The sequence below is a fragment of the Echinicola strongylocentroti genome (assembly GCF_003260975.1).
GTDB lineage: Bacteria > Bacteroidota > Bacteroidia > Cytophagales > Cyclobacteriaceae > Echinicola > Echinicola strongylocentroti.
Window position 1 is genome coordinate 5,479,367 of sequence record NZ_CP030041.1, and the last position, 14,402, is coordinate 5,493,768.

General features: G+C 43.6%; 10 protein-coding genes. 5 read left to right on the forward strand and 5 right to left on the reverse strand.

The annotated features are described in order from the left end of the window. Positions 1–183 precede the first annotated feature (183 nt). The 4 genes from DN752_RS21760 (at position 184) to DN752_RS21775 (ending at position 4,385) form a co-directional block, all read left to right on the forward strand. Positions 184–519, forward strand: coding sequence for a n-acetylglutamate synthase (locus DN752_RS21760; protein WP_112785934.1), 336 nt, complete (start codon positions 184–186; stop codon positions 517–519). 152 nt (positions 520–671) lie between these two features. After that, positions 672–2,018 (forward strand): Trk system potassium transporter TrkA, encoded by a 1,347-nt coding sequence (trkA, locus tag DN752_RS21765; protein ID WP_112785935.1) that lies wholly within the window; start codon positions 672–674, stop codon positions 2,016–2,018. A 3-nt stretch (positions 2,019–2,021) separates the two neighbouring features. After that, a complete protein-coding gene (locus DN752_RS21770) occupies positions 2,022–3,473 on the forward strand; it encodes a TrkH family potassium uptake protein (RefSeq protein ID WP_112785936.1) in 1,452 nt (483 codons plus the stop codon). Between the two features lie 108 nt (positions 3,474–3,581). Further along, entirely contained in the window at positions 3,582–4,385 is an 804-nt protein-coding gene (locus tag DN752_RS21775; RefSeq protein WP_112785937.1) for a PhzF family phenazine biosynthesis protein, read from the forward strand. Between the two features lie 106 nt (positions 4,386–4,491). On the opposite strand, the gene DN752_RS21780 is transcribed toward DN752_RS21775, so the two are convergent. Both DN752_RS21780 and DN752_RS21785 read right to left on the reverse strand, forming a co-directional pair. Next, the gene (locus DN752_RS21780; protein ID WP_112785938.1) at positions 4,492–4,920 is read right to left on the reverse strand and encodes a c-type cytochrome; all 429 of its coding nucleotides are present in this window, start codon (positions 4,918–4,920) and stop codon (positions 4,492–4,494) included. 4 nt (positions 4,921–4,924) lie between these two features. Continuing rightward, complete coding sequence (locus DN752_RS21785; RefSeq protein WP_112785939.1) at positions 4,925–6,085, reverse strand: PQQ-dependent sugar dehydrogenase; 1,161 nt, start codon at positions 6,083–6,085, stop codon at positions 4,925–4,927. A 966-nt stretch (positions 6,086–7,051) separates the two neighbouring features. Between DN752_RS21785 and DN752_RS21790 the strand changes: the two genes are divergently transcribed. Beyond that, positions 7,052–7,507, forward strand: coding sequence for a hypothetical protein (locus DN752_RS21790; protein ID WP_112785940.1), 456 nt, complete (start codon positions 7,052–7,054; stop codon positions 7,505–7,507). Between the two features lie 340 nt (positions 7,508–7,847). Here the strand turns inward: DN752_RS21790 and DN752_RS21795 are convergent, their stop codons facing one another. The 3 genes from DN752_RS21795 to DN752_RS21805 all read right to left on the reverse strand — a co-directional run bounded on the left by DN752_RS21795 (position 7,848) and on the right by DN752_RS21805 (position 14,262). Beyond that, positions 7,848–8,447 carry a hypothetical protein gene (locus tag DN752_RS21795; RefSeq protein ID WP_112786656.1) on the reverse strand — a complete coding sequence of 200 codons (600 nt, stop codon included), beginning with the start codon at positions 8,445–8,447 and terminating at the stop codon, positions 7,848–7,850. Positions 8,448–8,466: 19 nt separating this feature from the next. Beyond that, complete coding sequence (locus DN752_RS21800; RefSeq protein WP_112785941.1) at positions 8,467–10,767, reverse strand: TonB-dependent receptor; 2,301 nt, start codon at positions 10,765–10,767, stop codon at positions 8,467–8,469. Between the two features lie 726 nt (positions 10,768–11,493). Beyond that, a complete protein-coding gene (locus tag DN752_RS21805) occupies positions 11,494–14,262 on the reverse strand; it encodes a TonB-dependent receptor (RefSeq protein WP_112785942.1) in 2,769 nt (922 codons plus the stop codon). Positions 14,263–14,402 lie beyond the last annotated feature (140 nt).

Consider the following 14,402-nt stretch of genomic DNA (forward strand, 5'->3'; position numbering starts at 1 on the left):
AATGGCAAGGCTTTTTTTTGGCGATATACAGGCGGTGAAGTGTTGGTTGGCTACATTGCTGATTAAATTCCTGCTCCAATCAATTCAGCACTCACCATAAATGATTTAGCACCTTGTTTTTATTGCTATAGAGTTTTTTTATATTGAAATAAAACAATAGACCACGACATCACCATACGCTACATGAACTATCATAATAAAACTTTTAAATCCATTTCCAACAGTGAAAATGGCCAAGTATCCCCGGAAACGGTGTTCAATTATCAGCAAGAAGGAAATATACTTTCCGGCCATTATTCAGGTGGTGGGATCAAAAAAGGAAACCTTATAGGTATTGTGGATGGAGATGGAAAAATAGACATGCGATACTGCCATATAAATTCCCAGGGGGAAATAATGACCGGAAGATGTTTTTCTAAGCCAGAGTTGACCCCAATTGGGAAAATAAGGTTATATGAACGGTGGCAATGGACATCTGGTGATTTGTCCCAAGGAGAATCAATTGTTGAAGAAGTTTAGGTGGAAATGCCTAGCTCAAAAAAGGTTATTGTGCCAAACACCACGTTGTATTAAAAATAGCGGTATTTTAAGCGCTAGGTTGTACTGAAAGTGCAATAAAAATTGAATTACAATTTTGTCATTGAGGTTCAAAACCACTTATCTTTACGCCCATGGCTATGAATATCGTAATTGCAGGAGCTGGTGATATGGGATTTCATCTCGCAGAGTCATTAAGCTATGAAAACAAGGATATCACCTTAATTGATACAGACAAGGATATTTTGGAGCATGTGGCTTCAAGGTTGGATGTCTTGACAGTGATAGGGGATTCTGCTTCCATAGATGTCCTCAAGAATGCCAATGTGAAAGATGCCAATATGGTAATGGCTGTGACCACCTCCGAAAAAACCAATATTGTGACGGCCATGTTGGCGAAGCAATTGGGTGCAAAGAGGGTGATTGCCAGGGTGAGGAACCACGATTATTTGCTTGAGGATAATGTCGGTTACTTTCATAACCTCGGGATCGATGATATCATTTCTCCGACTATGCTTTGTTCTGGGGAGATCTACCGAATGGTCAAGAACTCCACCTTTTCGGATATTTTTGAATTTGAAGAGGGAAAACTGAATGTGATGGGTGTCATCCTGGATCAGTATTCTTCTTTGGTCAACAAACGATTGGCAGATACACGAGCCATGTCGATTTTTGAAGATGTAAGGATCATAGCCATCGTCAGAGACCAAATGACCATCATTCCGGGAGGTAATACCCTGCTTCGTAATAATGATCATGTTTATTTTGTGTCCAATAAAAAAGCCAGTGAATCCATTGCGCAATTGACCGCACAGCGAGAAATTGATATCAAAAATGTGATGATTATCGGGGGAGATGACTTGGCTTTTACTTCAGCACTGAAGCTAGAACCAGAATATAAGGTGACACTGATCCATAACAATAAGGAGCGGTGCAAATGGCTGTCAGAGCGATTGGGTTCTACCTTGGTGATCAATGGCGACTATAAGAACATAGAATTGCTGATCGAGGAAGGACTGGAAGAGATGCAGGCATTTTTGGCTTTGACGGAGAGCTCCGAGACCAATATCATTACCAGCCTTAGCTCAAAAAACCATGGTGTTTACAAAACCATTGCCCATGTGGATACTAGAGAGTACATCCATATTTCGCATAGTATCGGAGTGGATTCCTTGATCAATAAAAAACTGGTCGCCGCTAACCAAATTGCCAGACACCTCAGGAAAGGAAAGGTGGAAGCAATCTCTGGAATTTATGGTGTGGACGCTGAATTTATCCAATATGTGATTTCAAAAAATAATCGGCTTACCAAAAAGAAACTGCGCGAGCTCCACTTTCCCGAAACCGCAATCGTAGCAGGTGTGATTCGGGGAGAGGAGGTTTTTATCCCTGATGGAGATTTTAATCTACAGCTCAATGACAAGGCTATCGTACTGGCACTTCCATCGGCCAAATCCAGTTTGGAAAAATTATTCAATTAGCGTATGATCCATTTTAAAGCCATTGCAAAAGTAATGGGAGGCTTGTTGATGCTGTTGGGCCTATTGATGCTTCCAGGCATAGGTTTTAGCTTTTATTACAAAAGCGGCGATCAAATGCCCTTAATTTATTCGGCTTTTGTCTCCATTGCTATGGGAGGTCTTTTGTTCTTTTCGTTTTCCAAGCAAGACCAGAATATCCGAAAACGTGAGGGCTACCTGATCGTGGCCTTAAGTTGGATATTTATGTCGCTCTTTGGGATGCTGCCGTATTTGGTAAGTGGTACGTTGACCAGTCTATCGGATGCGATTTTTGAGACAGTTTCTGGATTGACTACCACCGGAGCTTCTGTACTGAACGATATCGAAGCCCTCCCAAAAGGGATCTTGTTTTGGAGGAGCATGACACAATGGATTGGCGGTCTAGGGATTATTGTTCTTACTGTGGCCATATTTCCACTGCTTGGAATTGGAGGTATTGAGTTGTTTGTGGCCGAGTCTCCTGGCCCGACCTCCGATAAGCTCCATCCCCGCATCCGTGAAACAGCTAAACGGCTTTGGTATGTCTATGTAGGCCTTACACTGCTTTGTGCAGGGCTTTTTTATGTAGGCGGAATGGACTTTTTTGATGCTATTAACCATGCTTTGACGACTTTGGCCACAGGTGGGTTTTCGACAAAAAATGCCAGCATGGCTTTTTTTGATGTGCCGTTTATTCAATATGTGGCCATTATTTTTATGTTTTTGGCCGGCACCAATTTCACGGTGATTTATTTTGGGTTATTGGGAAAGTTTGATAAAGTCTGGAAGAGTGATGAGTTTAAGGCCTATGTTTTGGTCGTGGGACTTATCATTGTTGGATTGTCCGTGCCAGTTTTTTTGACCAGCGGGTTGGGAGTCGAGAAGGCATTTAGGGATACGGCCTTTCAAGTGGTTTCTTTATTGACCACAACAGGCTATGTGACGGCAGATTATACCAGCTATGGGCACGGGCTTACCATCCTGTTTTTTTTACTGCTCTTTGTCGGAGGTTGTGCCGGTTCGACTGCTGGCGGTATCAAGTTTATCCGTCACCTTACTTTTTTTAAAAATACCATATTGGAGTTTAAGCGAATTGTACACCCTCGTGCCGTGGTGCCGCTAAAGATCAATAACGAAAGGGTGTCTGGGAAAATCATTACCCATATCATGATTTTCCTTTTGATTTATTTAATGGTTTTTGTGGTAGGGAGTGTGGTGATGTCCGTTGTGGGATATGATATGTTGACCAGTTTTGGGGCGGTGGCCACTTGCTTGGGAAATGTAGGGCCTGCAATAGGACGTGTAGGCCCGTTGGATAATTTTTCCTTTTTCGATCCCTTTACCAAAATCTTCCTGTCTGCAATTATGTTATTGGGCCGCCTTGAACTGTTTACAGTTTTAGTGCTTTTCAGCCCGTATTTTTGGAGAGCCAATTGATCATAAAAAAAGGGCGGTAGAGAGATTTTTATAGGTCTGGTGAACTTGTTTACTTTGTAAGGAGGTTACATAATTATAGTATTATTCACCAAACCCATTTTTCAAGTTATGGAAATAGATTATCAGGTTATTTCAGTTTTTACGGACCAAAACCGAGCGTTTAAGGGAAACCCTTCCGCAGTAGTAGTAACGGAAAAGTTGCTGTCCGAAGGAGAAATGCAAGAAATAGCCAAAAGGCTCCATCAACCTGCGACGACATTTTTGGCCAAGATGGCCGATGAAGGACGTTATGCCATAAGGTGGTTTGCTCCCGATGCAGCCATAGGGCTTTGTGGTCATGGTACAGCAGCGGCTACAGCATATTTGGGCACGAAGAAGCGTCAAGACAGTGCGTTTACTTTTGTGTATGCTGATGGTTTGATCCACGGAAAATTAAATGCAGACCAGACCGTGTCCATCAGTACCGCCTCCATTAAGGTGGTGGAAGAACTTCCTGAAATTCCGGAAGCTATAGTGGAAGGGCTTGGTATCCCACTTTTGTCCATGTACAGAACGGCCAATAAATATATCATTTTGGTGAAGAGTGAGACTGATCTCCGTCGAATGGTTCCTGATTTTGAGCGATTGAAAGATTGTGCTGTTTTTGGTTATGCCATTACTGCCCAAGGTGAGGAAGTGGACTTTGTGAGCAGGACGCTAGTACCGCATACCGTCCAAAAAGAAGATCATGCCACGGGTTCATCCCATGCCATGCTTGTGCCTTTTTGGGCTGAGCGACTTGGTAAAAAACATATGCTATCCTTACAGTTTAGTGAGAGGGGAGGAGCATTTGCTTGTGCGTTGGAGGAAGATGGATTGGTGGTACTTACGGGTGCATTCTTGATGGAAGAGTCTGGTAAGTTATCCTTGTAAGAGGTGTTTTCTTATTTGATGAAGAATGGTTTCTAATAGGTGGTAAAGTCAGCATTTAAGGCGATTGCCGTTTTGGAATGTCCAAAACGGCAATCGCCTTTTGGTATTATTTAGCTGTGGGTTTTCCTTCTTCGATGTTTTTGACTTCTTTTTCGGTAACCTTTTTGGTCGATTTATTCCCCCAAGTATTGAGGATATAATTCATGACATCCGCTACTTCGTCATCGTAGAGTCTGAGGTTGGTCATCGTGTTATTGTAGGTTTGACCATTGACCGAGATTTTTCCACTGAGACCGTATTTTATCGCATGGATACTTTCCTTACGTTTTTCCAATAAGAAATCCGCTCCAGCCAAAGGAGGAAATGTACCTTCGACCCCTTTACCGTCGGGCATATGGCAAGTGATGCAAAAATCCTTGTAAACTTCTTCGCCACGTTTGATACTGGCTTTTAGGTCGTCTTGTGGAGGGAGACTGATGGCTCCCCAGCCTAGATAAGTGAAGACGAGGACAGTGGTGAGAGCTGCTTTGATCATAAACTTAGGGGTTCGGTATGATTTTTACAATTCCTTTTCCTTGGATGCCTACATAAATATGATTGTCCGGGCCTATTTTAACATTCCGAAGTCTACCCATACCGTCCAGTAGTTTTGTCCTTTTGGTTACCTGCTTTCCATCAAGGGTAAGCATCTCTAAGTATTGGAATTTCAAGGAGCCTACGAGTAAGTTTCCTGCCCAATCGGGGTAAGTATCCTCTGGTACCAATGCAAAACCACATGGAGCAATAGAGGGTACCCAATAATAAAGTGGCTGTTTCATGCCTTCCCGGTTGGTATCCTCCGTTAATATAGAATCATCATAATCGATCCCGTAGGATACTTCTGGCCAACCAAAATTGCCTCCTTTTTTTACTACATTGATCTCATCACCGCCTTGTGGTCCATGTTCATTGACCCAAATCTCATGGTAAAGAGGGTGGAAGAGCATTCCCTGTGGGTTTCTGTGACCGTAGGAATAAATGGCCTTTTTGGCATCCGCTTCATCATAGAAAGGGTTATCTTCGGGAATGGAACCATCTTCATTTATTCGATAGATTTTTCCACCATCTCTGGTAATATCTTGCGGGTTTACGTCTCTTTGCCCCCGTTCACCGACAGAAAAGAACAGGTACCCTTCATCGTCAAATGCCATCCTGGATCCAAAATGCTGGCCTTTTCGGGTGTTTGGACTGGCCTTGTACAAGACTTCTTGATCGGTAAGGCTGTTTCCGTTAAATTTTGCACGCATGACTGCGGTATGGGCTCCATCACCACCTTCTCCAGAAGAAAAAGTAAGGTAAATCCAGCCATTTGTGGCGTAGTCAGGGTGGAGAATAATGTCCAATAATCCTCCCTGGCCTCTTGAAACCACCTCGGGAGTTCCGGAGATGACCTTTTTTTCACCATCTTTGGCATAGATGAGTTCACCATCCTTTTCAGTGATCAGCAGTCCACCATCGGGCAATAATGCCATCCCCCAGGGATTATTGATGTCTTCTACTATCGTTTCTACCGTATAGCTTTTGGGATCATCTTCGATAGGCGGAGTGTCTTCCAATACTCCAGGTCGATTATCTTGTGCACATGAAGAGCCAATATTAAAGACAAAGGTAAATAGGGTGATTCTTAGGGTGATGGAGAATGCAGTTATGGGGTTTTTCATTTCAATAGGTTTGATTATAGGTTTATAATAGTATAAATATAATCAATTTAACCCGATTTATGCATTGGAAACCGCAGTAGCCTGTCCTGATATACGGTAAGAGCTGAAGGTGCAATAAAAAAAGTTTAGTTTGGAGGTGTGAGCGTCAGCTGCAGCGGATCAGGTAGCCATACCTGTGCACAGTGGCGTAGATAGGCTAGTGTATATCTTTGGTTCAATGCCGTTTAGTTAGTGTGTAGGAGGTGTTGAACTAGGCTTTAAGTCTGTGTGAGGGAATGATTTTGGACACATTCCCAAGCTTAGCTGTTCGGGATTTGTAATCCCGAACCGGAATCAGGGGGATTTGAAATCCCCCTAGGCCTTTTGTGAAGAGTACATACATTATAGATTTTCAGCAATTTACATGCGTTAGCCTGACGGCTATGGTTTAGGCCGTCAGGCAGGACTGCCTAGCAGCGAGATAGACAAGCCTACCTTCTTGCCCACCCGCTTTTTAATCTCTTAACGTCCAATACCTGCAAGGCGGATTCATTTTATACATGTTTAGAAAGGCCATGGATTAAAACCATAATTCCCTCAATGGATTAGAATTCGGGTTAAGCGTCCAAAAATTTGTTCATCACTAAGGTGGTCCAGTAAAATGGGTACATAGCAAGGATCAAAGGGAAGTAGACTTAGGCTCTTGGGTAAGAAAATTTAGTGGATTTTGATAGTCCAGCGAAGCATAGATCGTATATTTAACCCGGATTATGCGTTAGGAATCGTAGTGAGAGCTGAAATTGCAAGAAAATCAGTTAGTTTGGAGGCATTAGCGTAGCACCGCTACGGTTATGCCGAAAACTAAAGTGAAACGGCTGATTTTGAAGCAGTTTCAGGTCGCAACACCTGTGCGCCGTGGCGTAGATAGGCTAATGCATATTCCGGGTTTAACCCGTATTATTCGTTTTACTACTACCTAGAGGGAATATGAAGAAGTTAATCGGTTTATTGATTTTGGTATCCATCTTTTTTTCGTCTTGTAGCGAATTAGAGGATTCACTTTATGAAAAAGAGGCGCTGGCCTATGATCTCCAAACGGTGAGTGCCGAGTACGGTTATAGTGGAGAAGCAACTTTTAGGCAGTTTTCGAATGGTTCGGGGCTAGAGATCACTATCCAGCTTTTTGGGGAGGCGTCAGAGGATGAGTATTATTTTCCGGCGCATTTGCATTTTGGACCTTATGAAGAAGAAACCCATGCCGGTATGGCCGAAATGCTCAGCAGTGTCGATATAAGGCCACTGAAGAGTGTAACCGTGCTGGAAGGGTATACATTAGCTGACCTGAAAGAAAATGAATACCACATCAAAGTCCATCTGGCAGCAGATGGGCCAGAATATGACGTGATCCTTGTGGCCGGCAATGTCGGTAAGACGACAGAGTAAAAGAGTCGGAAAAGGAAGTGATAACCTGAGCTCGACTTAATTTTAGTATTAAAACCGTCATTGCGAACCCTTTTTAGGAGGATGTGGGTTGGAAAAGGGTGTGGCAATCCCGAAATACTGAGACTGCCACGGCTTCCACCCCCCAAATCTCCCTCTAAGCCTCGCAGTGACGATTTTATAATCGAACTGAGGTTGATAAGTATTGTAACTGATAGTTTGAATACAATGCAAAAAGCGCGATGATCATTACATCATCGCGCTTTCTGTATTTTTAACCTGTTTTAAGTATCCGGTTATCCGTAGTTTACTTGCTGAGATATCGTTCCTTTTGGAGTGAATCCTAAAAAGTTACCGGAAAATCGATGTCCAAGTCACTTTCTCCCCCAGCTTGTACGAAATCCGACCAGCTTGGATTGTCGGCACCTTCATAGTCCTTGTTCAAATCGTGACGGAGCACGAGGTTAAACGTGCCAGTATTACTGTTGATGGTTTCGTTTACCGTGACATATCCCTCTAGGCCGACAGGATTACCATCTTCATCTTGGTCATCATATTCATACATTAGCGTGGCATTGTCTCCGACAAAGGCACTGCCTACAAAATAGAACTGATGGTGGTCGCCTTCTTCTTCGATTTCCTCGGTGATGTCTTCATTAGCAATACCATTATAAGCAGAAATTTCTAATAAGTACTTTTTCCCTGCTTCCAAACCGTTGATTTCGTCTATCTGGACGTCACCTCCAAGTTCGATGCCTTCGCTGGAAGACGCAACGTATTCCATGGAGGTGCCTAAGTTGCCGGCTTCGTCTATTTCAGTAAACGTAAGCGTTACTTCGGTGATTACTTCCTGGTCCAGCTCCGGTACAGGGTCATCTTTGCCACAGGACAACAAGGTCACGGAAAAAAGCGTGATTAATGTGATAATGGATAGCTTCTTCATGAGTATTATATTGTTTTGGTTAAAATTCATAATTGATTCTCAAGGTAATGTTCCTGCCCATTTCATGGGTGAAGTACCTGAATCGATTCATGTAATCTTTGTATTCTGTATTTAACAGATTGTTTACAGTAAGACTGCCATTGAGTCTTGACTTTTCATTTTCTATGAAGGATTTACTTATGCTGATATTCCAAAGGTTGTATCCTGGGGGCGCTGGTGCAAGGTCAAAATCCGGTTCTCTGCGCTGTTTGAAGGCGGTTAAGTTGCTGAAGGTGAGCTTACCGATGGCATTGGTTTCATAGACGAGCCCCGTCTCAACCCTGTCTGCTGGTATGAATGGCAGGTAGTTTTGTTCAGATAGGTTTTTTGCCCGTATCATACTGCCTTTCACAAACCAAGAAAGTGGTGGTAGCAGTACGTAATCTGTGCTCAGGTCTATTCCCCAGAAAGATGCGTCTGTCTGCAAATATTCAAAAACATTGAAAGTCCCCCTAAGGGACACATATTCCTCCCCAGTGGGATTGAGGTAAATATAGTTGTTGATTTTGTGGTAATATCCCGTCAATTCGGCAGTGAGTTTTTCATTGTCGAAATTTATGGTGTTTACCCATTTGATCGCTTGTTCGCTGACCAAGTTAGGGTCACCTATCTCCACAGCGGCCGCTCCATGGTGAAGTCCCTGACTAAACTGCTCATTGATATTTGGGGGTCTCCAAGCTGAACCCAGGTTCGTGGTGATCAGCCATTGGTCACTGAGGCTGTAACCGGCTCCAAGAAAAGCACTGAAGTTTTGGAAAGTAAAATCCTGTTCATCCAATTCGCCCTGATTGTAACGGGCTGCATCTACATAGCGGTAATCATACCGGGCACCTCCTTCAAGTTCTAATGGCCCTTTGGTGTACTTTTCGATAACAAAAGCCCCCAAGTTGATCATATCATAATTGGGAATGAGCGGGGTTACTCCGGTTCCAGGAATATTGTTGTTGGCTTGTTGAATGGCATTGATCCCAAAGGATCCGTTCCAGTTGTTGTTTGACGGGTGTTCGTAAGAGAGATCAAGGGTGTTGGTGAAGAGTTCGAGGTCTAGCGCGGCACGGTCATTTAGACTTCCCCTTCTGACGTCGTATTCTTGCCTGTTGTTTTGCTGGAATGCATACTTGAGATTGACGACACCGTCATTGTTAAGATGGTAGTGGCCTTTGGCCTTGAATAGCTGATGGACGACTTCCTGTCTGGGGTTTTCGACTGTGTAGCTAAAGTCAGGATCAGAAAAAGGCCTTCCATTGGCGATCAGCTCTTCCAGGTCGCTCGAATTACCGGTATGGGAATCACTCAAGATACCTATAGTGGAAGCAAATCGACTGTAAAACAATTCCATTCCCAGCTTTTTTGTATTGTAGCCGACAGCGCCAGAAAAGTTCAGCTCACGCATTCCCGTATTGTCTTGGTAGTACTCTGGAGTTTTGATATTGCCACCTATTCTGGAGGAGGCTTGAATGCGGTACCCAAAACCTTGTAGCTTTTTTGCTCCGCCTTCCAGGCTAAAAGCTGCTGCGCCGTTCCATCCATTAGTGGCGCCTACGACAGTGGCTGATCCATTGATGCCTCCCGAAACAGGCAGTTTTGGTGGGGTGACCAGGATGACACCGCCCATTGCTTCCGGACCAAAACGTACCGTCTCAGCACCTTTGACGACAGAGATATCCTCGGCCATAAACGGGTCCACTTCCGGAGCGTGCTCACCACCCCATTGCTGGCCTTCCTGGCGGACTTCGTTATTGAGGATCATGATGCGGTTACTGTGCATGCCATGGATCACCGGTTTGGTGATGTTGGCCCCTGTCGAGAAAGTGGTGACGCCCGGCAGTGCTTTAAGTGTCTCTCCCAAGTTCACACCACGGTTTTCCTCCATGATGTCCTTCCCGAGGTGGCTGATATTGTTCAGGGTATTGACAGCGTCTTTATGTCCTATGATTTCGACTCCGTCTATGAGGTATTCTTTTGGTACAAGTCGCACGGTCATGTTTACTTGCTCGTGGACGTTGAGCTGAAGTTGTTGGCTGGTATAGCCCAAAAATTCTACACTGAGCTGATAGTGCCCTTCACAGATGCCTTTAAGATGAAAGTTGCCGTTTTGATTGGTGACGGTTCCTTTTTCCAAATCTGATATCCAAATGTATGCACCTTCGATGGGTTCTTGGCTTTCTTGGTCCACTACTTTTCCTTTCACTTCGAAGTCGCACTTTTCTTGTGATATAGCTTGAAAACAAACTAACAGAGAGAAGAAAGTGAAGACGTGCAGCTTTAGCTTTTTGATCATTGGTCGCAAATATAGTGCAATAACGTTGCTTAATGCAATATGGTTTCATTAAAATTCACGGTTATCTATATTTTTTCCTTGGGCAGTTATTTTTCTTGCTAAATTCCAAGATGGTTTTCATCTCTTTACCTTTGTCACTTTTTTGCTTCAGGTCAAAAAAGTAACCAAAAAACCCCGCCGCTGTGCATCTATTGGCCTAAAATTAAAACCTTCCCTCATGCAGGCAAACTCCTCCTTTTTAGCAGCCAACATTCTTTTTGGCCAGCATTTCGTCAAACAAGCCTGCCTTTTTGCCCGCCCGCTTTTTAATTTCTTAACGCCCAATACCTGCAAGGCGGATTCAGTTAATCCCGGATTATGCGTTAGGAATCGTAGTGAGAGCTGAAATTGCAAGAAATTCAGTTAGTTTGGAGGCATTAGCGTAGCACCGCTACGGTTATGCCGAAAACTAAAGTGAAACGGCTGATTTTGAAGCAGTTTAAGGTCGCAACAGATAGGCTAATGCATATTCCGGGTTAATAAGTCCCAAAAAGGTGTTGTTTCCATATGACGGCCCTTGGTATGCCTGTTTTTCATCCGGCATGTGAAAACTGGGAAATAGCCTTAACTAAACGGCATTAATTCCGGGTTTATCAGCTTAAGTATTCCTGCAAAACGCAAAAGGCTATATGATATGTTGGGATCAACGAATCATACAGCCTTGCTATCATTTTATAGACTTTTATATCAGTTTTCGTATTGTGGTTGATTGCCTCCAAAAGCCCTGAGGTTATAGGTCAGGGTTAACATGAAAAACTGTCTTAATACATCGGTTCTTTCTGTTTCGATATATACATCGGTGACACTTCTATTGATACTGGTGTTTTGGTTGAGAAGGTCAAAGACGGTCATTTTTAGTTCCAGATTTTGTGTAGGAGGGAAGCGGTATCCAAAGTCAGCGTTCATTAGCCAGACAGACTGGTCATATTCCTCTCCTAAGCCAACATAAAACTGGTTATTGACATTGGTACTCACAAAAAATCCCTTCCAGAAATTCCAGTACAGGTCTAGCCTTGTTTCATGGGAGTAGTATTCGGTATTTCTGTTTTCTTGTATGGAGCTTTTTACAAGGTTATAGTTGCCAGAGGTACTCAGGTTAAAGTCCAGGTTCTCGCCTACATTACTGCTGATCCCAATACCTTGGCCAAGTCCAAGGTTATGGTTGTTGTTGAGCTGGTCATTGATAAGGCCAGGGGTATTCGAATAGCTGATTCTTGTGTCCAGGTTAAGATTGCTTTTCATAAAGCTCAGTGGGAAGCCAAACGAGATGCTGGTATTGGCATTCCAGGCCCTGCTAAGATTGACGGGCATGCTGAGTTGGCCTCCTTGTCTCAGCAGTACATCATTTTGGATCAAGGTGTCCTGTGTAGCGATATACGTGCTTGTTCCCATGTAGTTGTTTCGGAGACCAGCGGAGAACCACATGAAAAATGACTTCGAATTTTCAAGGTTGATTTTTCTGATTCGGGTAAAGAGACGGTGCTCATATTCCTGCTCCAATTCCGGATTCCCCATGCTTATCTGTAGCGGGTTGCTATTATCGATTACGTCTTGCAATTGCCTCACTGACGGGGCATCGGTATCTGTTCTGTACCCCACACGTACGCTCAGTGACTTACTGGGTTCATAGTCTACATATAAGCGAGGGACAAAGTTCTTAAACGTTCGTTTAGTATTTTCATATCCAGGGAAGAGACGATCACTGTTGAGCTTTGCTACTTCATAATTTAGCGAAGAATACACCCTCCAAATTTCTCCTGCATAGCGATAGCCCAAGCTGATTTCGTTTCTTTGGTAGCTGTTTTCAAATTCGTTGCTCAGTGTGCTGTCCCTTTCGAAAACCGTGGATTCCATTTCCCGTTGGGAGACATCCTGTATATTGTCACTTTTGTCATTCCCTATTTCATATTCCACTCTTACCTGCGAGTTTTCACCGATAGGTTCGGTGTATTCGATTTCTACTTCATAGTCAAAAGAGCCATTTTTATTATTGGTTTTTTGTATGAGGCTGTCCAGGTTGCCGCTTTGGTAGTTTTGGTTGACAGAGACCAGGCGAGAGTCACTTTTATTGTCCCTGTATCCGGTTTCAATACTGGTTGAGATCGTCCTTCCAGGTTTGTTGAATTTATAGCGGTAGGTGAAGTCATTATCAAAGCGGAGTGCTTCTTCGGTGCTTTCTGTCGCATTGACCGTTTCACTTATTGGGGTAGATTGGTCAAATAGGTTGACGGCGGCCAGTTTGCTTGTTGAGTTGGCTTTTTCATATGAAAAACGTGGTCTCCATATGATGGCATGCTTTTCTGAAATATCATATTCCAGCTTCATGTTTAGCCGGTGCAATTGGCTGTTGTTTTCTTCCTGTCTTTCTTCCTCGTAAAACTGTAAACTATCGCTGGGAAGGATGTATTCGCGAGTAGATCTGCGTCTCAGGGTATTTTCACTGTCATTGAAAAAATAGTTGCCGGAAAACCTGGCTTTACCATCGTCAAACTTATCGGTAAAATTGGTACCCAATGAATTTGTTGTCGTTATGCCTGGTCTTTCGCGAACGGTAATATCATCACTGTCCCTTCTTCTCCATCCGCGACTGTCGCCAGATCCAAAGGCACCTGTGAGATCATCGGCAGAGAAATTCTGTTGGTTGATGTTATTGCTCAGGCCCAGTAGGGAGAGGCGCTGGGCTCCTTCAAAAAAATGGACTGCACCGCCTACCAGGTAGTTGTCATCAGTACCATATCCGGCAAAGAGCTGGCCGAATTTTCCCCCACGGGTTTCCTTTTTGGTGACGATGTTGATGGTTTTTATCGTTTCGCCGTCATCAAACCCGGTAAGCCTTGCTTGGTCGCTTTTTTGATCCAGGAATTCAATCTTGTCAATGACAGCCACTGGGAGGTTTTGCATGGCCATGGCGGGATCATCTCCAAAGAACGGTTCGCCATCTACCAAGACCCTGCCCACGGTTTCTCCTTGTACTTCGATGGTACCACCGTTCATTCTTACCCCGGGCATTTTCCTGACCAATTCGCCAGCACTTGCTTGGGACCGAGTTTTATAGGCATTGGCATTAAAGGCCACTGTATCACCTTTTACTTCTCCAGTCATGACTTTACCTTGGATTTCCACTTCTTGAAGTTGTGCCGCATCTTCTTGGAGTGATATTGTCCCGAGATTTTTTGAGGTGACCCCGGAGAGAGGTTTCCGAAGGGTCTTGTAGCCAATAAAGCTCACTTCCAAAATAAAGCTGGATAGAGCAGGGTTGGAGATCTTAAATTCTCCATTTTCATCAGTGTAGGTGTTTCCTAGGGTATTGTCATCATTGTCCTTCAAAAAAATGTAGGCACCAGGTAAGGTTTCGCCGGTTTCATTATCCACTACCTTTCCATTGAGCATTTCTTGCCCCAATAGGTTCCCATGGAATAATAGAAAGGAAAAAAAAAGAAGGTAAATTTTACGCATAGTGTTGCTTTTGAGTTGGTTGTGATTGTTTTGTATTGGTGAGTTCTTACTTATTACACTACTAAATTACGTAAAGGTTTACCTTATGACCAGTTTATTGTATGAATGGAAGGTAGCTAAGGTGAGTGGGGTAATTTTAT